Here is a 19,762-nt window from a genome sequence, read left to right on the forward strand (position 1 = left end):
TCCTCACGGATATGTGAAAGGGGGCGGGCGGCTACTTGACGCCCAGCCAGCTCTCAATGGGATGGAGTGCGAAGTAGGCCAGGAACACTGCGGTGAGTACCCACATCAGCCAGCCGATCTCCCGGAACTTGCCCTGGACGGCCTTGATGAGGACGTGGGAGATGACACCGGCCGCGATGCCCACGGTGATGGAGTAGGCGAACGGCATCAGAACGGTGGTCAGGAACACCGGGATGGAGGTGGCCTGGTCGTTCCAGTCGATGTGCTTGGCGTTGGTCAGCATCATCGAGCCGATGACGACCAGCGCGGCGGACGCGACCTGGGTGGGGATGAGCTGGGCGAGCGGGGTGAAGACCAGGCAGAGTGCGAAGCCGAGGCCGGTGACGACGCTGGCGAGGCCGGTACGCGCACCGTCGCCGACGCCCGCGGTCGACTCGACGAAAACCGTCTGGCCCGACGCCCCGGCGAGTCCGCCGACGATGCCGCCGGCGCCGTCGATGGTCAGGGCCTTGCTGAGGCCCGGCATCTTCCCGTCCTTGTCGACGAGGTTGGCCTGCTGGCCGACGCCGACGATGGTGCCGATCGCGTCGAAGAATCCGGCGAGCACCAGGGTGAAGACGATGACACCGACGGTGATGCCACCGACGTGACCGATACCGCTGAACGAGACACTGCCGAAGAGACCGAAGTCCGGCGCGCTGACGGGCGAGCCCTTGAGCGCCGGGGCGTTGAGTCCCCAGTCCTTCTGGCTGAGGCCGGCGAGCTGGTGGACGATCGCGGCGAAGACGGTGCCACCGACGATGCCGATCAGGATCGCGCCGGGGACCTTGCGGACCTGGAGCGCGAAGATCAGCAGGAGGGTGACCGCGAAGCAGAGCACCGGCCAGCCGGTGAGCATGTCACTGGTGCCCAGCTGGAGCGGCTTCGCTCCCGCGATACCGCCGGGGCCCTTCATCCCGGTGACGAAGCCTGCCTGGACCAGGCCGATGAGGCAGACGAAGAGGCCGATGCCCATCGTGATGCCGTGCTTCAGCGCCAGAGGGATGGCGTTCATGATGAGTTCGCGCAGGCCGGTGACGACCAGGAGCACGATGACTGCGCCGTAGATGATGCACATCGCGAACGCGTTGCCCCAGGTCATCTCCGGGGCGACCTGGTACGCCATCACAGCGGAGACACTGAGCCCCGCCGCGAGGGCCAGCGGCACATTGCCGATGAAGCCCATCACAAGGGTGGTGACGGCCGCGGCGAGCGCGGTGGCGGTGGTGATCTGGCCGCCGTTGAGATGGTGGCCCGTGACATCGGCGCCGGAGAGGATCACCGGGTTCAGGAGGATGATGTACGCCATCGCCATGAAGGTGGTGATGCCGCCGCGCACCTCCGTCGCGACCGTCGACCCTCTCTTCGTTATGTGAAAGTACCGGTCCAGCCAGGACCTGCCGGCCGGCTGGCGCGTGCCCGCGCCGGCGTCTTCCGGCACGGTCTCTGGCTCAAGGGACTGCTGGGTCATGGTGCCTACTCCCAAGGTTCAAAGGGGCACCCGCCTGGAGATTGGAGACGCGGGATTTGGGATGCTGCGTGGGCTGCACGACCCGGGGGACGGCCCGAGACGAATGGGTACTGCACTGTGGGGGCAAGGACCGCGAGCGGGGCGGTACTGGTGACTCCGGGCGGCGCACGCTGGGAAGTGTGACGTTCCTAGGAGGCATACGCCGCCCGGAGAGCTTGGGGCCGGTCAGGTGGCCGTGAGGTGCTCCGGCCTGACCGGGGTCCGGTTCAGTTCGAGTCCCGTCGCGTTGCGGATCGCCGCCAGAACGGCCGGCGTCGAGGACAGCGTGGGGGCCTCGCCGATGCCGCGCAGGCCGTACGGGGCGTGCTCGTCGGCCAGTTCGAGTACGTCGACCGGGATCGTCGGCGTGTCGAGGATCGTCGGGATCAGGTAGTCCGTGAAGGAGGGGTTGCGCACCTTCGCGGTCTTCGGGTCGACGATGATCTCCTCCATCACCGCGACGCCCAGGCCCTGGGTCGTACCGCCCTGGATCTGGCCGACGACGGAGAGCGGGTTGAGCGCCTTGCCGACGTCCTGGGCCACCGCGAGCTCGATGACCTTGACCAGGCCGAGTTCGGTGTCCACCTCGACGACCGCGCGGTGCGCGGCGAACGAGTACTGGACGTGCCCGTCGCCCTGGCCGGTCACCAGGTCGAAGGCGACCGTGGGACGGTGGCGCCACTCCAGTTCCAGGTCCACCGCCTCGTCCTCCAGTACGTCGACCAGGTCCGCCAGGACCTCGCCGCCGTCGGTGACGACCGTGCCGCCCTCCAGGAGGAGTTCGGCCGTCGCCCAGGCCGGGTGGTACGTGCCGAGCTTGGCCCGGCCGATCTCCAGGACCTTCTCCCGGACGGCCTCCGCGGTGTTCTTCACCGCGCCGCCGGTCATGTACGTCTGCCGGGAGGCGGATGTCGAACCGGCCGAGCCGACCTGGGTGTCGGCCGGGTGGATGGTCACCTGGTTGACGCCGAGTTCGGTGCGGACGATCTGCGCGTGGACGGTGACGCCGCCCTGGCCGACCTCGGCCATCGCGGTGTGCACGGTCGCGACGGGCTCGCCGTTGATGATCTCCATCCGCACCCGGGCGGTGGAGTAGTCGTCGAAGCCCTCGGAGAAGCCGACGTTCTTGAGGCCGACCGCGTAACCGACACCGCGTACGACGCCCTCGCCGTGCGTGGTGTTGGAGAGGCCGCCGGGCAGGGCGCGGACGTCCGCGTCCTCGCCGGCCGAGAGCCACTGCTGCTCGGGCGGCAGCGGACGCGACTTGACCAGCCGCAGCAGCTCGGCGACGGGCGCCGGCGAGTCGCAGACCTGTCCTGTCGGCAGCTTCGTGCCCTGTTCCATGGCGTTGAGCTGGCGGAACTCCACCGGATCCATGTCCAGCTTCGCCGCGAGCCTGTCCATCTGCGCCTCGTATGCGAAGCACGCCTGGACCGCGCCGAAGCCGCGCATGGCGCCGCAGGGCGGGTTGTTGGTGTAGAGCGCGAGGGCCTCGATGTCGACGTCCTCGATGACGTACGGGCCGACAGCGAGCGATGAGGCGTTGCCGACGACGGCCGGGGAGGCGGACGCGTAGGCCCCGCCGTCCAGCACGATCCGGCACTTCATGTGGGTGAGCTTGCCGTCCTTGGTGGCCCCGTGCTCGTAGTGGAGCTTCGCCGGGTGGCGGTGGACATGGCCGAAGAAGGACTCGAACCGGTTGTAGACGATCTTGACCGGCTTGCCGGTGCGGAGCGCCAGCAGGCAGGCGTGGATCTGCATCGACAGGTCCTCGCGGCCGCCGAACGCGCCGCCGACGCCGGAGAGCGTCATCCGGACCTTGTCCTCGGGCAGACCGAGGACCGGCGCGATCTGCCGCAGGTCGGAGTGCAGCCACTGGGTGGCGACGTACAGGTCGACACCGCCGTCCTCGGCGGGCACCGCGAGGCCGGACTCCGGGCCGAGGAACGCCTGGTCCTGCATACCGAAGACGTAGTCGCCCGTAACGATGACGTCGGCGCGCTTGGCGGCCTCGTCGGCGTCACCGCGGATGATCGGCTGGCGGTGCACGATGTTGGGGTGCGGGACATGGCCGATGTGGTGGTCGTCGCGGCCCTCGTGGACGAGCAGCGCGTCCGGCGCGAGCGCCGACGCCTCATCGGTGATGACGGGCAGCTCGACGTACTCGATCTTGATCTTGGCCGCGGCCCGGCGGGCCGTCTCCGGGTGGTCGGCGGCGACCAGCGCCACCGGCTCGCCGTGGTGGCGGACCTTCCCGTGGGCGAGAACCGGGGTGTCCTGGATCTCCAGGCCGTAGTTCTTCATCTCGGTGGGCAGGTCGTCGTAGGTGAGCACGGAGTAGACGCCGGACGTCGCGAGCGCCTCGGAGACGTCGATCGACCTGATTTCGGCGTGCGCGGTGGTGGAGCGGAGGGTGAAGCCCCAGAGCATGTCCTCGTGCCACATGTCGGACGAGTACGCGAACTCGCCGGTGACCTTGAGCGTGCCGTCGGGGCGGAGCGTGGACTCGCCGATGCCGCCCTTGGTCTTCGAGCCCTGCTTGATGTTGGTGGGTGAACCAGTGACGCCCATGATCAGACCGTCTCTTCCTGGCGAGCGGCCGCGAGACGGACCGCGTCGAGGATCTTCTCGTAACCGGTGCAGCGGCAGAGGTTGCCGGAGAGCGCCTCACGGATGTCCGCGTCGGACGGTGAGTCGTTCTGCTCCAGCAGTTCGTCGGCGGCGACCAGCAGACCCGGGGTGCAGAAACCGCACTGCACGGCGCCGGCGTCGATGAACGCCTGCTGGATCGGGGAGAGGTCGCCGGCCTCGCCGGTACGGCCGTCGGTCGGCTTGGACTGCCAGCGCTTGGCGGCGTCCAGGCTGGTGCCGCAGTCGGACGAGGCGCAGCCGGTGCCGGGGTGGGCGCCGTCGCGGTGCTTGGAGTAGTCCGCCAGGCCCTCGACCGTGACGACCTCGCGGCCCTCGGCCTGCCCGGCGGCGACCAGGCAGGAGCAGACCGGGACGCCGTCGAGGCGCACCGTGCAGGAGCCGCATTCGCCCTGCTCGCAGGCGTTCTTGGAACCGGGCAACCCCATGCGCTCGCGGAGCACGTAGAGCAGGCTCTCGCCCTCCCAGACGTCGTCGGCCTCCTGCTGACGGCCGTTGACCGTGAAGTTCACGCGCATTATGCGACTCCCTCTGTGCTGCGGCCGTTGCCGCGGTACGACTCCCAGGTCCAGCCGAGCGTGCGGCGGGCCATGATGCCGACGGCGTGACGGCGGTAGCCGGCCGTGCCGCGGACGTCGTCGATCGGGTTCGCCGCACCGGAGACCAGCTCCGCGAACTGCTTGGCGATCGACGGGGTGATGATCTTGCCGTTCTCCCAGAAGCCGCCCTCGTCGAGCGCCGCGTTCAGGAAGTCCTCGGCCGCCTTCGCCCGGATCGGGGTCGGGGCGGCCGAGCCGATGCCGGTGCGGACCGTGCGAGTCTCGGGGTGCAGCGCGATTCCGAAGGCGCACACCGCGATGACCATCGCGTTGCGGGTGCCGACCTTGGAGTACTGCTGCGGGCCGTCGGCCTTCTTGATGTGGACCGACTTGATGAGCTCGTCGGGTGCCAGCGCGTTGCGCTTCACACCGGTGTAGAAGTCGTCGATGGGGATCAGCCGGGATCCGCGTACCGACTCGGCCTCCACCTGGCAGTCTGCGGAGAGCAGCGCCGGGTGGGCGTCACCGGCGGGCGACGCGGTGCCGAGATTGCCGCCGACACCGCCGCGGTTGCGGATCTGCGGGGAGGCCACGGTGTGCGAAGCGAGCGCGAGACCGGGCAGCTCCGTGCGCAGGTGCTGCATGATCTTCGCGTACGGGACGGACGCGCCCAACTGGACGGTCTCCTCGCCGACATGCCACTCGCTGAGGAGGCCGATGCGGTTCAGATCCAGGAGGTACTGGGGCCGGCGGTGGTCGAAGTTGATCTCCACCATGATGTCGGTGCCACCGGCGATCGGCACAGCCGTGGGGTGCTCGGCCTTGGCGGCGAGCGCCTCCTCCCAGCTGGCGGGGCGAAGGAAGTCCATGTAGCGGCTCTCTTCTTCTCATTCGGGGTTGTTCGCTGGGGCCCGGGACGGCCGGCCCTCGACTGGATGTTCATCTGCTGTTAACGCTTGACGGCACAAGTACACAAGCCGGGCCGCGCGGGGTGCAGTCACCGAAACCATGAAGGAGTTGGCTGGTGTGCTTGGTCGTCTTGTATGTTCGAACGAAAGACGGGGTTGAGTTACCTCTTGGCTTTCCTCTGGAAACGACAAGTTCCGCCGACCGGCTGTACCAGGACGGCGGACGATACGGATCGGCGGCGACGAGATGCGGCTGCGCGCACTGCTGGACACGGACGCGCTGGGCCTGCGGCTGCTCGGCGGCGAGGACGAGCTGGACCGCACGGTCCGCGGCGTGATGACGACGGATCTGCGTGATCCGAGCCGGTACCTCACCGGGGGTGAACTGGTCCTCACGGGGCTCGCCTGGCGGCGCTCAGCCGAGGACTCCGAGCCGTTCGTACGGATCCTGGCGAGCGCCGGGGTCGCGGGGCTCGCGGCGGGCGAGGCGGAGCTGGGGGACATCCCCGACGACCTGGTGGCGGCCTGTGTGCGCCACCGGCTGCCGATCTTCGCGGTGGAGGAGTCGGTCGCCTTCGCCGTCGTCACCGAGTACGTGGTGCGGCAGGTCTCGGGCGAGCGGGCCGGGGACCTCGCCGCCGTCGTGGACCGGCACCGCAGGCTGATGACGTCGGGCCCGGCGGGCGGCGGCCCCGACGTGGTGCTCGACCTGCTGACCACCGACCTGGATCTGCACGCGTGGGTGCTCTCCCCCACCGGCCGGCAGATCGCCGGGGCGGGCGACCCGCTGCCGGAAGGGACCGGCGCCGTACTGGCGGCCGGGCACCTCGCCGCGACCCGGACCGGGCGGCGGGGGCCGCACCGGGTCACGGTGCACTCCACCTCGTACTCGCTGTTCCCGGTGCGGGGCGGCGGGCGCGGCGCGGCCTCCGGGCTCCGCGACGTCCGCGAGACGGTGCTCTCCGACTGGCTGCTCGCCGTGGAGGCGGACGCGGGCGACTGGCCCGCCGCCCGGCTGGACCTGCTCCAGGGCGTGACCCAGCTGATCGCCGTCGAGCGCGACCGGCGCGACGCGGCCCGTACCGTACGGCGCAGGCTCGCCCAGGAAGTTCTCGAACTGGTCCAGACGGGTGCGCCGCCCGCCGAGATCGCCGCCAGGCTGCGGGTGGCCGCGCCGGTGCTGATGCCGGGGATCGGGACGGCTCCGCGCTGGCAGGTGGTCGTCGCCCGGGTCGACTGGGACCAGCAGGACGGACCGGCGATCGACGGGGGCCCGGTGGCCCAGTCGCTGCTTGAGGAGATCCTGGTCGAGCAGGCGCTGCCAGGCGGCTCGGGCCCCGGTTCGTCCGACCGGATCGCGGTGGCCCACACGGGTGACGAGGCCATCGCGCTCGTGCCCCTGCCGCCGCTCGCGCCGGATGCCGGGGACGACGAGGCGGTCCAGGACCCGGGCGCCGGACTGCACGCGGACGAGCTGCTCACCTCGGTGCGCGAACCGCTCACGGCCGGGCTCGCCGACGACGGTCGGCTGACGCTCGGGGTCTCCGCGTCCGTGCACTCGGCCGAGGGGCTGCGCGGCGCCCTGGAAGAGGCCAGGCACGCCCGGCGGGTGGCCGCGGCCCGGCCCGGCCGGGTCTGCGCCGCGGGCCACCACGAGCTCGCCTCGCACGTGCTGCTGCTGCCGTTCGTCCCCGACGACGTACGGCGGGCGTTCACCGCCCGGCTCCTCGACCCGCTGCGGGACTACGACAGGCGGCACCGGGCGGAGCTGATCCCGACCCTGGAGGCGTTCCTGGACTGCGACGGTTCATGGACCCGCTGCGCGACCCGGCTGCATCTGCACGTCAACACGCTGCGCTACCGTGTCGGCCGGATCGAGCAGTTGACGGGACGTGACCTCTCGCGCCTGGAGGACAAGCTCGATTTCTTCCTGGCCCTGCGGATGAGCTGACGCACGGGGCCCTGCGGGGGTCCGCGCGGAGCCGCACATTGTGAATTGATTCACCCAACCCCTTGGCCCGGCGTGCCAATCCGTGCTGAGATGCGCCCAGACTCAACAGCTCAATGGTGCGCTCGGGGAGGGCAATGTGGCCTATACCGCCATGTCTGGTTACGGAACGACAGCTGATGACGATCCTCCACTCCAGACCGCGGTATGGCGGCTGCGCTCGCGCGGCTGCTGGGCAGACGCGGCCGCCCTGCTGGAACCGCACGCGAAGCACGACGCCGATGCGGCCCTGCACCGGGCCGCGCTGCTGATCGAGCGGTGTCTCTACACGGAGCAGGGCTGGACGGACGCGGAGGACGCCCTGCGGACGGCCGAAGCGCTCGCCCGCAGCGACGAGGCACGCGGTGCCGCGGCCTGTGAGCGCGGCCAGCTCGGTTACGCGTCAACGCTGTTGGGCGTACGGGACCGGGCCGACGAGGCGAGGGCCGCGATGGGCAGGGCGGCCGCCCTGCTCGCGCCGGGCTCGCCTGGCCGGCCGCTCCTGGACTTCCGCCGCGGGCTGATCGCCCAGAACCTCGCCGACTCGGCCCAGTCGGCGCGCGCCGCCTACCGCCGGGCCCACGCGGGCGCCACGGCGCACGGCCAGACGCTGCTGCTCTCCTTCACCTGGCGCCATCTGGCCTCGCTGGCCCTGCGGGAGGGCGAACTCGCCGAGGCCAGGCACGGCTTCACGGAGTCCCTGCGGATACGGGAGGAGCTGGGCTACCTCGTCGGTACGGCGCCGGCGCTGGCCGCGCTCGCCGACGCTGAGCCCGAACCGGAGGCGACCAGGCTGCGGGCCGAGGCGGCCCGGCTGTTCCGGCTGCTCGACGGCGTACCGACCTGGCTGGCCGCCCAGCTCACCCCACCGGCCGCGGCGGTGTGAGCGCGGCCGCGGAGTGAGCGCGGCCGCGGTGCGGGTCGGCGGTGCAGGTCGGCGGCGCGGTGCGGGAGCGCTTCGCCGGCGGCGCAGGGGCAGTTGGCGCGCGGGGCCGGCCGACGCCCCGTTCCGGTCGGCGCTCCGGTTCAGCCGGGCGCCCCGGTGAAGTGCTCCCGTACGAGCGACTGGACGACCGCGAGGTCGCGGGCGATCAGAGCGTCCAGCAGGGCGGTGTGCTCCGACGCGTCGGCGAGCAGGTCGGCCCGCCGGGTGACGGGCGCGCTCACCAGCGGCCACTGGGCCTTGCGGTGCAGGTCGTCGGCGACGGCGACCAGCTGCTCGTTCCCCGAGAGCCCGAGCACGGCCCCGTGGAAGGCACGGTCGGACTCGGCGTAGCGGGCGCGGTCGCCGACCGCGGCGGCGGAGACCGTGGCCTCGGCGAGCGGCCGCAGCCCGGCCCAGTGGTCCGCCGGGACGGCGCGCGCCAGCCGCAGCATCACCGGAACCTCGATCAGGGCCCGCACCTCGGCCAGTTCGGCGAGTTCCCGGGCGCTCCGCTCGGCGACCCGGAAGCCCCGGTTCGGCACGACCTCGACGGCACCCTCGACCGCGAGTTGCTGCATGGCCTCCCGTACCGGGGTGGCGGAGACACCGAAGCGTTCGCCGAGCGCCGGACCCGAGTAGACCTCGCCGGGGACCAGTTCGCCGTCCACCAGCGCGGTGCGCAGCGCGTCCAGGATCTGGCCACGCACCGAGTGGCGCCGCACCGGCTTCGCCCCGGCGGACCCGGGCGCGAACAGCCCGTCGGGCACCGGCCGTACGGCGGCCCCGGCCGGCCCGCAGCGGATGTGCTCGCCGCTGGCCGGCTCCGCGGCTTCCCGCTGCTCGGGGCTGCGGGCGGGATCGGGGATCCGGGCCGGGCCGGACCGGTGCGCGGACGCGTACGGCTGTCCCGCATCGCGTGCTCTGCCCTGTTCCACCTGGGTCCTCCTCCGGCGTCCTGTTCAGCACGATAGGCGGACGGGGCCTCAGTTCAAACATCGACCGAATCGGCTAAGGTAAGGCTTACCTGCCAACGATCGCGATTCGGTGGTCCCTGCATGACCGTCTCCACCTTGCTGCGCTCCCCCGTCGCCGCCTCCTACGAGCGACTGGCCGAGGTGTTCCCCGGCCTGTCCGTCACCGAGCCCGCGGCCGGACTCCTCCCGTCCGGCGACGACTGGGTGACCGCCGCCGGCCTCGCGTCGGGCGGCAGCGAGCTCGACGCCTTCCTCGACTGGGACAGCGCCCAGGTGCTCCGCGACTACGGGCAGCGGGCCCGGCCCGACGTCATCGCCGGCTTCGGCTTCCACCGGTACGCCTGGCCCGCCTGTCTGCTGATCACGGTCCCGTGGTTCCTGCACCGCAGGGTGCCGAGACTCCCGGTCGGCGCCGTCTCCTTCCAGCGCACGCTGGGCCGGATGGCCGTACGTACCGGCGATTTCGCCTGCCTGCCGGACGACCCGGCCGCCGGGGCGCCCGGCGCGTACGTGGTCGCGGACGAGGACGCGCTGCGCGCCGAGGTGCGGGCGGCGGTCACCGAGCATCTGGAACCGGTGCTCGACGGCTTCGGCCCGCGGATGCGCCGCGGCCGGCGGGCGCTGTGGGGGATGGCGACGGACGAGATCGTCGAGGGCCTCTGGTACGTCGCCCATCTGCTCGGCGAGGAGTCGCGCGGGGTGGCGGAGCTCGAACTGCTGCTGCCGGGCGCGACCGCCCCGTACGTGGGCACGGCGGGCTTCCGGGAGCTGGCCGGACCGCAGGGCCGGCCGCTGCCGACCCGCGACCGCGCGAGCTGCTGCCTCTTCTACACCGTGCGCCCCGGGGACACCTGCGTTACCTGCCCGCGCACCTGCGACGCCGACCGAGTGGCCAGGCTCAGCGCCGACACCCCTCCTTCGGCTGAGTGAATTCGAACCCAACACAGCCAGCACGCAAGGCAGTTCGATCAGATCGCCCCTATCCGGTGCTCCCCGCACTCCGTTGGCGTGCTCTTGTCCCGAAACGCTCTGGGCGCCCCGGGATCTGGGCCAATATTGCGGCCGCAATGCACTGACGCGATGCAAGGGACACCGCATGCGACTGACCGACATATCTCTGGACTGGCTGCTTCCCGGTGGCGTGATGATCGCGGGGGTCCTGGTCGCGGTGGCGGTGCTCGTGCGCGGCAGGCGCTCCGCCGACAAGGGATCAGCCGACGACACCTGGGAGCGCAGCGAGGAACGCAGACGGCACAAGGAGGCGGTCTACGGAACCGCCTCGTATCTGCTGCTGTTCTGCTGCGCGGCGGTCGCCGCCGCGCTGTCCTTCCACGGACTGGTCGGCTTCGGCCGGCAGAACCTCAATCTCACGGGCGGCTGGGAGTATCTGGTCCCGTTCGGCCTCGACGGCGCCGCCATGTTCTGTTCCGTGCTGGCGGTGCGGGAGGCGAGCCACGGTGACGCGGCGCTCGGCTCGCGGCTGCTGGTGTGGACGTTCGCCGGAGCGGCGGCCTGGTTCAACTGGGTGCACGCGCCGCGCGGCCTGGCCCACGCGGGCGCCCCGCAGTTCTTCGCGGGGATGTCGCTCTCGGCCGCGGTCCTGTTCGACCGCGCGCTGAAGCAGACCCGGGTGGCGGCGCTGCGCGAGCAGGGGCTCGTCCCCCGGCCGCTGCCGCAGATCCGGATCGTACGGTGGCTGCGCGCTCCCCGGGAGACCTTCGGCGCCTGGTCGCTGATGCTCCTGGAGGGTGTGCGGACGCTGGACGAGGCGGTCGACGAGGTCCGTGACGACCGGCGCCAGAAGGAGCAGAACCGGCTCCGGAAGCGGGAGCACGAAAAGCTGGAGCGGGCCCACCTCAAGGCGATCAACAGGCAGCACCGGTCGCTGGGGCGCGGCCGCGGCAGCCGCCAGGTGGAGGTGGCGGGCACGGCCCCGGCTGTGGGCGCGCCGAAGGCGGTCTCGGAGCCTGCCATACCCGAGCCGGGACAGCTGCCTTTACGCTCCAGGCCCTCCCTGCAGGCCGTGAAGGGTCCTGAATCCGACCGCGCCGCGGCGGGAACCGATGCCGTGACGGTCGACCTCACCGCCGAGGACGACACCCAGACGCTCCCCCGCCTCGACTCCCTGGAGCAGAAACTGAAGGACCTGGAACAGCAATTCGGCTGAGCGACGCTGCGCGATACAGCCGGGTGTCCGAACAGCCGGGTGTCCGGTTGAACGCGCTGCCGGATTCCGCCGCGCGGCACGGAGGCGGTCAGGTGTGATTCACGCCTGACCGCCTCCAAGTTCGAACCAGACCGACTTCCCCACCTCGTGCGTCCGTACGCCCCAGGCGTCCGCGAGCGCCTGCACCAGGAGCAGCCCCCGGCCGTGCGTGCTCTCGTCGGTGGCGCCCCGGGACTCCGGCTGCCCGTTCGTGAAGTCCCGTACCTCCACCCGGAGTCCGGCCGGGCCGACCCCGGCCGTGACAACCGCTCCCCGGTCCGTGTGGACCAGCGCGTTCGTCACCAGTTCGCTGGTGAGCAGCTCGGCCACATCGGCGCTGCTCTGCCTTCCGCACCGCCGCAGCAGCTCCCTGAGCCCGTGCCGTACGTCCTTCACCGCCGGCAGATCCCCCCGGCCGAGTCTGCGGTGCAGCCGTCCGCTCCGGCGCCTCCCCGGCGTGCCGGATCCCTGGCCGCACCGGTCAGGTGCGGTACTCGTGCCACTGTGACGCCCCGTCATATCCCCCGCCTGCAAGTCGTGGTGCTCTGTCGTGCTCGAACAGCCTCACGGAATGCATGCCCGGCAGGCGGGTACTCACGCATCGCGGGCGGGTGCCGTGCGCTCCGCCGGGGAAGGCAAGCGGGGAACGTCACGCCGAGCCGATCCCGTAGGAGCCGCGATGCACGACGACCGATCGCTGGTTGAGGGCCGCCTGGAGCGGGCCCTGAACCAGTTCATCCGCCCCGCGCAGTACCCGGACCGGGTGGCGCTCACCCTGTCCGTCTGGCATGCGCCAGGTGAGCCGGTGCCCGTGGCGGAGGCGTTGCGCGGCACGTACGAGCCCTTCGCGGCCGGAACGGAGTGGGGCAGGCCCTGGTCGACCAGCTGGTTCCGGCTGGAGGGCGCCGTCCCCGACGCGTGGGCCGGCCGCCGGGTCGAGGCGGTGATCGACCCGGGATTCACCGGCCAGGGACCGGGGTTCCAGGCCGAGGGGATGATCTACGACGCCGAAGGCGTGCCGGTCAAGGGCATCCATCCGCGCAACCGCCAGGTGCCCGTCGCGGCGCCGGCCGCGGGCGGCGAACCGGTGTGTCTGCTCCTTGAGGCCGCCGCCAACCCCGCGGTGCTGCAGCACGGCTTCGAACCGACACCGCTGGGCGACGTCCTGACCGCGGGCGACGAACCCGTCTACCGCTTCGCGTCAGCGGATCTCGCCGTACTGGACGAGAACGTCTGGCAGCTGGTCATCGATATCGAGGTGCTCTCCGAGCTGATGCGGGAGCTGCCCACCGACCGGAGCAGGCACCACGAGATCCTCCGCGCCCTCGAGGACATGCTGGACGCGCTGGACCTGCACGACGTTCCGGGCACGGCGGCGGCCGGACGGGAGGCGCTCGCACCCGCGCTGGCCAGGCCCGCCGAGGCGGGCGCGCACCGGATCTCGGCCGCCGGCCACGCCCATATCGACTCGGCCTGGCTGTGGCCGCTGCGCGAGACCGTACGGAAGGCGTCGCGGACCTTCGCCAATGTGACGGCGCTGGCAGCCGACTACCCGGAGCTGGTCTTCGCCTGTTCGCAGGCCCAGCAGTACGCCTGGGTCAAGGAGAACCAGCCGCATATCTGGCAGCGCATCAAGAATGCCGTGGTGGACGGGAACTGGGCTCCGGTCGGCTCCATGTGGGTGGAGTCGGACGCCAATATGCCGGGGGGCGAGGCGCTGGCCCGCCAGATCGTGCACGGCAGGCGCTTCTTCGCCGAGGAGCTGGGCGTCGAGACCGAGGAGATCTGGCTGCCGGATTCCTTCGGCTACACGGCCGCCTTCCCGCAGCTGGCGAAGCTCGCGGGGATCAGGTGGTTCCTCACCCAGAAGCTGTCCTGGAACCAGGCGAACCGGATGCCGCACCACTCCTTCTGGTGGGAGGGCATCGACGGGACCCGGGTCTTCACCCACTTCCCGCCCGTCGACACGTACAACTCCCAGCTGCATGGGGCCGAACTGGCGCACGCCGAGCGGAACTTCGCGGACAAGGGGCGTGCGACGCGCTCCCTGGTGCCGTTCGGCTGGGGTGACGGCGGGGGCGGCCCCACGCGGGAGATGCTGGAGAAGGCGCGCAGGCTCCGGGACCTGGAGGGCTCGCCGCGCGTCGAGATCGAGAAGCCGTCGGCGTTCTTCGCTGCGGCCGAGGAGGAGTACGGGCGGCAGGCGCCCGTCTGGTCCGGCGAGCTCTATCTGGAGCTGCACCGCGCCACGTACACCACGCAGGCGAAGACCAAACAGGGCAACCGCCGCAGCGAACACCTGCTGCGGGAGGCCGAGTTGTGGGCGACGGCGGCCGCGCTCCGGTCGGACACGTACAGGTATCCGCACGACGAGCTGGACCGGATCTGGAAGACCGTGCTGCTGCACCAGTTCCACGACATCCTGCCGGGTTCGTCGATCGCCTGGGTGCACCGGGAGGCGCGTGAGACCTACGCAGGGGTACGGGAGGAGCTGGAGGCGATCATCGCCGGGGCGTTCGACGCGCTCGAACTCGGCCCGGATGTACGGCCATTGACCGGAAGCCACTCCCCCAGGTCCGTGCTCAACGCCTCACCGTACGGGCGCCGCGAGGTCGTCCGCACGGCGGACGGAACCGGGGTCGCGGCGGACAGCACGGGAGGCACGGCGGACGGCACAGGCGACACGGGAGGCACGGCGGACGGCGTCCTCGCCTTCGCCGAGGTACCGCCGCTCGGTTCCGCGCCGCTCGGCGGTACGGCGCCCGGCGCCCCCGTGGTCGTGACGGCGGACGGGCCGGCGATCGTGCTGGACAACGGGCTGCTGCGGGTCACCGTGGACGCGGACGGGCTGCTGTCCTCGGTACGCGACCTGACGGCAGACCGCGAGGTCCTGGCCCCCGGCAGCCGCGGCAATCTGCTCCAGCTGCACCCCGACCACCCCAACAAGTGGGACGCCTGGGACATCGACCGGCACTACCGGCGCAGCCGCACCGACCTCACCGCCGCCGATTCGGTGGAGGTCGCCAGTGAGGGGCCGCTGCGGGCCGTGGTGCGGGTGGTGCGGACCTTCGGGGCCTCGCGTATCACCCAGGAGCTGCGGCTCGACGCGGAGAGCCCGCGCCTGGACATCGTCACCGAGGCCGACTGGCAGGAGTCCGAGAAGGTACTCAAGGCGGCCTTCCCGTTCGATGTGCACGCCGAACGGTCCACGGCCGAGATCCAGTTCGGCCATGTGCACCGCGCCACGCACACCAACACCAGCTGGGACGCGGCCCGTTTCGAGATCTGCGCGCACCGGTGGCTGCGGGTGGCCGAACCGGGGTACGGGGTCGCCGTGCTCAACGACTCGACGTACGGCCACGATGTGACGCGGGCGGAGCACCGGGACGGGCTCGGCACGACCGTACGGCTGACGCTGCTGCGCGCCCCGCACAGCCCGGACCCGGAGACCGACCTGGGGACCCACCGGTTCAGCTACGCGCTGTATCCGGGCGCCGGGGTGACCGACGCCGTACGGGAGGGTCTCGCGCTCAATCTGCCGCTGCGGACGGCGGACGCCCCCGCGCTGGCGCCGCTGGTCGCCACGGACCATCCGGCCGTGACGGTGGAGTCGGTGAAGCTCGCCGAGGACCGCAGCGGGGATGTGGTGGTGCGGCTCTACGAGTCGGCGGGCGGACGCGCGGACACCGCGGTCAGGTTCGGGTTCCCGGTGGGGCGGGCCGAGATCACCGACCTGCTGGAGCGGCCGCTGCGGGAGGTGACGGCGGACGGCGACGCGCTCACGGTGACGCTGCGCCCCTTCCAGATCCTGACCCTGCGGCTGCGCCCGGCCTGACCGCCGCCGCCCGCCCCGGGGGGGGACCACGGGGCGGGCGGCGCGCACTTCTCCCTCACGACCGGTGCACCGGCTCGACCGAGGGGCGGGCCGACTCGGTGGTTGTCGGACAGCGCCGCTCGATCCGGCCGGGAAGACCTCGGCAGACCGGATTTCCCGCGGCACGGCCGACGGCGACGACCTCGTCTATGTGACGTCGAAGGGGGCCGGGTCGTTTCCCTCCCAGATCCGGCGGGAGGCCTCTTCCGGGTAGGGCAAGGTCTTCGACTCGGTGTCCAGGACGCGAGTCAGCCGTCGATCGGGCCGGTGGGCGGGCCACCCGGGGTCGCCGGCCGTGGCGAAGCGGACCCATCCCCGCTGCAGTTCCCGGGATACCGCCGAGACCTCCGGCGTCGGCCGGTCGCCGAAGACGTGCCGGCCGGTGGGGCTGTCCAACGTGCCGAATGCCAGGGGAACGTCGATGCTGTGGCAGGCGCCCAGGACTCCGCCGGCCGCCGTGGCCGCCAGTTGCAGCTCGAAGAGGAACGACGTGCCTCCGGCTGCCTGGTTCGCCTGGGCCAGCTGCAGTGAGGGCATCCGGAAGAGGGCATCGGAGTAGACCAGTTCGAGCAGTTCTTCGGAAGTGGCCTGCGAGTGGGCGGCCCGGTAGGCCTCGGCGCCGCCCGGTCCCGGGGCGAACAGCTCAAGGGCCGTACGGGCGTCGTCGTCGGTGAAGGTGCCCAACCGCCCCATCATGACGCTGAACAGCCGGAACTCGTCGCGGGTGTGGCCGACGAGAAGCTCGATTCCGTCCGCACGGCCGCCGGCCAGCGCCCTCCAGGGCGTTTCGGTGAGCACCACGCCGTCGAGGACCGGGCACACGGCGACACCGAGCTGCGAGAACCGGCCCCAGCTCTCGCGGCGGCCGGGAAGGTCGGCGCCGAGGGCGGTGAGCTCACCGGCCAGGCGCAAGGGGTCGATGCCGGACAGGGCTTCAGCGTCAGGTGTCACACCGACCCGGCCCGCGAGCTCGGCGGCGACTTCTTCCGCCAGCGCGCGGGTGCACAGCGATCCCGGCACCGAGTGCACGATGGCCCTGCGGAACAGCCCGCGCGCCCGCTCCATCGTCAGCAGGGCCGCGATCGACCCCGCCCCGGCGGACTGTCCCGCTACCGTGACCCGGCCAGGGTCTCCGCCGAAGGCGGCGATGTTGCGCTGCACCCATTCCAGGGCCACGATCTGGTCGAGAAACCCGCGGTTGGCCGGGGCGCCGTCGACCAGGGCGAAACCCTCGACTGCCACCCGGTAGTTGATGCTCACCACGACCAGGCCCGCGTCGGTCAGGGCCGCAGGGTCGTACATCGGATCGCTGGAGGCCCCCGCGATGTAGGCACCACCGTGGATCCACACCAGCACGGGCAGCCCGGCCGTTCCCAGGGCCGGGGTGCTGACGTTGAGCGTGAGCCAGTCGTTTCCGGTCGAGCTCTCGGCCGTCGGTCCCGCCTGCGGAACCACGGGGCCGAACCCGGTCGCCTGCCTCGTCCCGTCCCACCCCTCGGCCGGGGCAGGCGCCTGGAAGCGCAGCGGCCCGACCGGCGGCCGGGCATAGGGGATGCCGCGGAACACCGCATGCTCTCCCCGCCAACACCCTGCGACGAGGCCCTCCGCAGTCCGTGCTCTCGGTTGTCCGTACATGCCACGCCCTTCCTCCACGAACGGACTCCCAGCTTTTACCGGTCAGATGTAATATGTCAACTGTATTGAAACAGGAGAGGTCAACGATGCCCAAGCAGGTGGATCACCGCGAACGCCGCGAGACGATCGCCCGAGCCCTCTGGCGCGTAGTGGAACAACGCGGCTTCACGCACGCGAGCGTCCGAGAAGTGGCCCAGGAAGCGGGCATCTCCCACGGCGCGGTGCAGCACTACTTCGCCACCCGGGAGGAGATGCTGGTCTTCGCCATGGACTTCGCGTCCGAACAGACATCACTGCGCGTCGCCGAAGGCATCAGAGAACTCGGCGACCCACCACACCCCCGTGACCTGCTCCGGGTGATGCTCACGGAGATGCTCCCGCTGCATCCCGACGCACGCGCGACGAGCCGGATGAGCGCCGCCTACGTCCTGGAGGCACTGCACAACGCGAACATCCACACCCGCGCACGCGACGGGTTGACCCACGGCCGCGACCTCGTCGAGCAGATCGTCCGCCAGGCAGTCGCCGATGGCCGCATCAGCGCCGACCGCGACCCGGCGGCAGAGACCAACCTGCTCCTGGCGCTCACCGGCCTGACCCCGCTCATCGAACTGAACGTGATCGAGCCGGCAGCGGCCCTGACCGCCGTCGACCAGCACCTCGACCGGCTGTTCAGCAACAAAACCTGACCGGCGGAGCCCAGGAACGCCGCTCCGGGCCCTGCGGCTCTGCGGCCCTACGGCCTCGGCATGTTCCGCAGGTTGGAGCGGGCCATCTGCACCATCCGGCCCACGCCGCCGTCCAGCACGATCTTGGACGCGGAGAGCGCGAAGCCGCTGACCATGTCGGCGCTGATCCGCGGCGGGATGGACAGCGCGTTCGGGTCGGTGACCACGTCCACCAGCGCGGGGCCCTTGTGCTTGAAGGCGTCCGTGAGCGCCCCGGCCAGCTGTTTCGGCTTCTCCACGCGGACGCCGTAGGCTCCCGCCGCGCGCGCGATGGCCGCGAAGTCGGAGTGCTGGTGGGTGGTGCCGTACGCGGGGAGGCCGCCCACCATCATCTCCAGCTCGACCATGCCGAGCGCGGAGTTGTTGAAGACGACGACCTTCACCGGCAGGTCGTACTGCACGAGGGTCAGGAAGTCGCCCATCAGCATCGAGAAGCCGCCGTCCCCGGACATCGCGACGACCTGCCGCTGCCGGTCGGTGAACTGGGCGCCGATGGCCTGCGGCAGGGCGTTGGCCATCGAGCCGTGACTGAAGGAACCGATCACCCGGCGGCGGCCGTTGGGTGTGAGATAGCGGGCCGCCCACACGTTGTTCATTCCGGTGTCCACCGTGAACACGGCGTCGTCGTCGGCCACTTCGTCCAGGACGGACGCAACGTACTCGGGGTGGATCGGGGTGTGCTTCTCGACCTTGCGCGTGTAGGCCTTCACGACGCCTTCGAGGGCGCCGGCGTGCTTCTTCAGCATCTTGTCGAGGAACTTGCGGCTGGTCTTCGCCTTCACCCGCGGTGTCAGCGCCAGCAGTGTCTCGCGCACATCGCCCCAGACCGCGAGGTCCAGCTTGGTACGGCGGCCGAGGTGCTCCGGACGGATGTCGACCTGGGCGATCTTCACGTCGTCGGGCAGGAAGGCGTTGTACGGGAAGTCGGTGCCGAGCAGGATCAGCAGGTCGCACTCGTGTGTGGCCTCGTAGGCGGCCCCGTAGCCGAGGAGGCCGCTCATGCCGACGTCGTACGGGTTGTCGTACTGGATCCACTCCTTGCCGCGCAGCGCGTGGCCCACCGGGGACTTGATCCGCTCGGCGAACTCCATCACCTCGGCGTGTGCGCCCGCGGTACCGCTGCCGCAGAAGAGCGTCACCCGTTCCGCCTCGTCGATCAGCCGGGCCAGCTTCTCGATCTCCGCCTCGCCCGGACGCACCGACGGTCGCGAGGTGACCAGTGCGGTCTCACCGGTCCGGTCCGGGGCCGGGGCGCCCGCGATGTCACCGGGGAGGGTCACCACGCTGACACCGCTCTGGCCGATGGCGTGCTGGATGGCGGTCTGGAGCAGTCGCGGCATCTGCTGCGGGCTGGAGATCATCTCGCTGTAGTGGCTGCACTCCTGGAACAGCCGGTCGGGATGGGTCTCCTGGAAGTACCCGAGGCCGATCTCGCTGGAGGGGATGTGCGAGGCGAGGGCGAGCACCGGCGCCATGGAGCGGTGGGCGTCGAACAGGCCGTTGACCAGATGCAGATTCCCGGGGCCGCAGGAGCCGGCGCAGGCCGCGAGCCTGCCGGTGACCTGGGCCTCGGCTCCTGCCGCGAACGCGGCGGTCTCCTCGTGCCTGACCTGGATCCAGTCGATGGCCGAGTTGCGCCGGATGGCGTCCACGACAGGGTTCAGGCTGTCGCCGACGACTCCGTACAGGCGCTCCACACCCGCGCGGACGAGGATGTCGACGAACTGCTCCGCAACGTTCTGTTTGGCCATGCCTCCATCAACCCATGCGCGCCAGGGTCGCGCCTGC

The 19,762-nt window shown here is 71.2% G+C and carries 14 protein-coding genes; 6 read left to right on the forward strand and 8 right to left on the reverse strand.

Translation table 11 applies throughout. The annotated features are described in order from the left end of the window. Nucleotides 1-31: 31 nt before the first annotated feature. The 4 genes from OG210_RS02535 to OG210_RS02550 all read right to left on the reverse strand — a co-directional run bounded on the left by OG210_RS02535 (nt 32) and on the right by OG210_RS02550 (nt 5,606). Nucleotides 32-1,510 (reverse strand): NCS2 family permease, encoded by a 1,479-nt coding sequence (locus tag OG210_RS02535; protein ID WP_328332833.1) that lies wholly within the window; start codon nt 1,508-1,510, stop codon nt 32-34. A gap of 225 nt (nt 1,511-1,735) precedes the next feature. Next, entirely contained in the window at nt 1,736-4,120 is a 2,385-nt protein-coding gene (locus OG210_RS02540; RefSeq protein WP_371534909.1) for a xanthine dehydrogenase family protein molybdopterin-binding subunit, read from the reverse strand. A 2-nt stretch (nt 4,121-4,122) separates the two neighbouring features. Then, the gene (locus tag OG210_RS02545; RefSeq protein ID WP_328332829.1) at nt 4,123-4,716 is read right to left on the reverse strand and encodes a (2Fe-2S)-binding protein; all 594 of its coding nucleotides are present in this window, start codon (nt 4,714-4,716) and stop codon (nt 4,123-4,125) included. Beyond that, nucleotides 4,716-5,606 carry an FAD binding domain-containing protein gene (locus tag OG210_RS02550; RefSeq protein ID WP_328332827.1) on the reverse strand — a complete coding sequence of 297 codons (891 nt, stop codon included), beginning with the start codon at nt 5,604-5,606 and terminating at the stop codon, nt 4,716-4,718. The genes OG210_RS02545 and OG210_RS02550 overlap by 1 nt, the downstream gene beginning before the upstream one ends. 286 nt (nt 5,607-5,892) lie before the next feature. Between OG210_RS02550 and OG210_RS02555 the strand changes: the two genes are divergently transcribed. Beyond that, nucleotides 5,893-7,596 (forward strand): PucR family transcriptional regulator, encoded by a 1,704-nt coding sequence (locus OG210_RS02555; protein ID WP_371534910.1) that lies wholly within the window; start codon nt 5,893-5,895, stop codon nt 7,594-7,596. A gap of 151 nt (nt 7,597-7,747) precedes the next feature. Further along, nucleotides 7,748-8,518, forward strand: a complete 771-nt coding sequence (locus OG210_RS02560; RefSeq protein WP_328332823.1) for a hypothetical protein — start codon at nt 7,748-7,750, stop codon at nt 8,516-8,518. A 140-nt stretch (nt 8,519-8,658) separates the two neighbouring features. On the opposite strand, the gene OG210_RS02565 is transcribed toward OG210_RS02560, so the two are convergent. Then, nucleotides 8,659-9,492: a GntR family transcriptional regulator gene (locus tag OG210_RS02565; RefSeq protein ID WP_328332821.1), complete on the reverse strand. Its 834-nt coding sequence runs from the start codon at nt 9,490-9,492 to the stop codon at nt 8,659-8,661. 120 nt (nt 9,493-9,612) lie between these two features. On the opposite strand from OG210_RS02565, the gene OG210_RS02570 reads away from it, so the two are divergent. Further along, entirely contained in the window at nt 9,613-10,461 is an 849-nt protein-coding gene (locus tag OG210_RS02570) for a (2Fe-2S)-binding protein (RefSeq protein WP_371534911.1), read from the forward strand. Nucleotides 10,462-10,627: 166 nt separating this feature from the next. Next, entirely contained in the window at nt 10,628-11,698 is a 1,071-nt protein-coding gene (locus tag OG210_RS02575; RefSeq protein WP_328332817.1) for a DUF2637 domain-containing protein, read from the forward strand. Nucleotides 11,699-11,797: 99 nt separating this feature from the next. Here the strand turns inward: OG210_RS02575 and OG210_RS02580 are convergent, their stop codons facing one another. After that, nucleotides 11,798-12,256, reverse strand: coding sequence for an ATP-binding protein (locus OG210_RS02580; RefSeq protein ID WP_371534912.1), 459 nt, complete (start codon nt 12,254-12,256; stop codon nt 11,798-11,800). Nucleotides 12,257-12,416: 160 nt separating this feature from the next. Between OG210_RS02580 and OG210_RS02585 the strand changes: the two genes are divergently transcribed. Next, the gene (locus OG210_RS02585) at nt 12,417-15,572 is read left to right on the forward strand and encodes an alpha-mannosidase (RefSeq protein ID WP_371534913.1); all 3,156 of its coding nucleotides are present in this window, start codon (nt 12,417-12,419) and stop codon (nt 15,570-15,572) included. 186 nt (nt 15,573-15,758) lie between these two features. Here OG210_RS02585 and OG210_RS02590 read toward each other — a convergent pair whose 3' ends face one another. Continuing rightward, complete coding sequence (locus tag OG210_RS02590) at nt 15,759-17,246, reverse strand: carboxylesterase family protein (protein WP_328332811.1); 1,488 nt, start codon at nt 17,244-17,246, stop codon at nt 15,759-15,761. 86 nt (nt 17,247-17,332) lie between these two features. On the opposite strand from OG210_RS02590, the gene OG210_RS02595 reads away from it, so the two are divergent. Then, nucleotides 17,333-17,935, forward strand: coding sequence for a TetR/AcrR family transcriptional regulator (locus OG210_RS02595; RefSeq protein ID WP_328332809.1), 603 nt, complete (start codon nt 17,333-17,335; stop codon nt 17,933-17,935). Between the two features lie 47 nt (nt 17,936-17,982). On the opposite strand, the gene OG210_RS02600 is transcribed toward OG210_RS02595, so the two are convergent. After that, nucleotides 17,983-19,725 (reverse strand): pyruvate dehydrogenase, encoded by a 1,743-nt coding sequence (locus OG210_RS02600; RefSeq protein WP_328332806.1) that lies wholly within the window; start codon nt 19,723-19,725, stop codon nt 17,983-17,985. Nucleotides 19,726-19,762: the final 37 nt, after the last annotated feature.

The organism is Streptomyces sp. NBC_00466 (genome assembly GCF_041433995.1).
Taxonomy (GTDB): domain Bacteria; phylum Actinomycetota; class Actinomycetes; order Streptomycetales; family Streptomycetaceae; genus Streptomyces.

Bases quoted from the DNA above. Each gene is read 5' to 3' on its own strand.
- OG210_RS02600 (WP_328332806.1), bottom strand. From the start codon at position 19,725: ATGGCCAAACAGAACGTTGCGGAGCAGTTCGTCGACATCCTCGTCCGC.
- OG210_RS02540 (WP_371534909.1), bottom strand. From the start codon at position 4,120: ATGGGCGTCACTGGTTCACCCACCAACATCAAGCAGGGCTCGAAGACC.
- OG210_RS02545 (WP_328332829.1), bottom strand. From the start codon at position 4,716: ATGCGCGTGAACTTCACGGTCAACGGCCGTCAGCAGGAGGCCGACGAC.
- OG210_RS02575 (WP_328332817.1), top strand. From the start codon at position 10,628: ATGCGACTGACCGACATATCTCTGGACTGGCTGCTTCCCGGTGGCGTG.
- OG210_RS02550 (WP_328332827.1), bottom strand. From the start codon at position 5,606: ATGGACTTCCTTCGCCCCGCCAGCTGGGAGGAGGCGCTCGCCGCCAAG.
- OG210_RS02595 (WP_328332809.1), top strand. From the start codon at position 17,333: ATGCCCAAGCAGGTGGATCACCGCGAACGCCGCGAGACGATCGCCCGA.
- OG210_RS02570 (WP_371534911.1), top strand. From the start codon at position 9,613: ATGACCGTCTCCACCTTGCTGCGCTCCCCCGTCGCCGCCTCCTACGAG.
- OG210_RS02555 (WP_371534910.1), top strand. From the start codon at position 5,893: ATGCGGCTGCGCGCACTGCTGGACACGGACGCGCTGGGCCTGCGGCTG.
- OG210_RS02585 (WP_371534913.1), top strand. From the start codon at position 12,417: ATGCACGACGACCGATCGCTGGTTGAGGGCCGCCTGGAGCGGGCCCTG.
- OG210_RS02560 (WP_328332823.1), top strand. From the start codon at position 7,748: ATGTCTGGTTACGGAACGACAGCTGATGACGATCCTCCACTCCAGACC.
- OG210_RS02535 (WP_328332833.1), bottom strand. From the start codon at position 1,510: ATGACCCAGCAGTCCCTTGAGCCAGAGACCGTGCCGGAAGACGCCGGC.
- OG210_RS02590 (WP_328332811.1), bottom strand. From the start codon at position 17,246: ATGTACGGACAACCGAGAGCACGGACTGCGGAGGGCCTCGTCGCAGGG.
- OG210_RS02580 (WP_371534912.1), bottom strand. From the start codon at position 12,256: ATGACGGGGCGTCACAGTGGCACGAGTACCGCACCTGACCGGTGCGGC.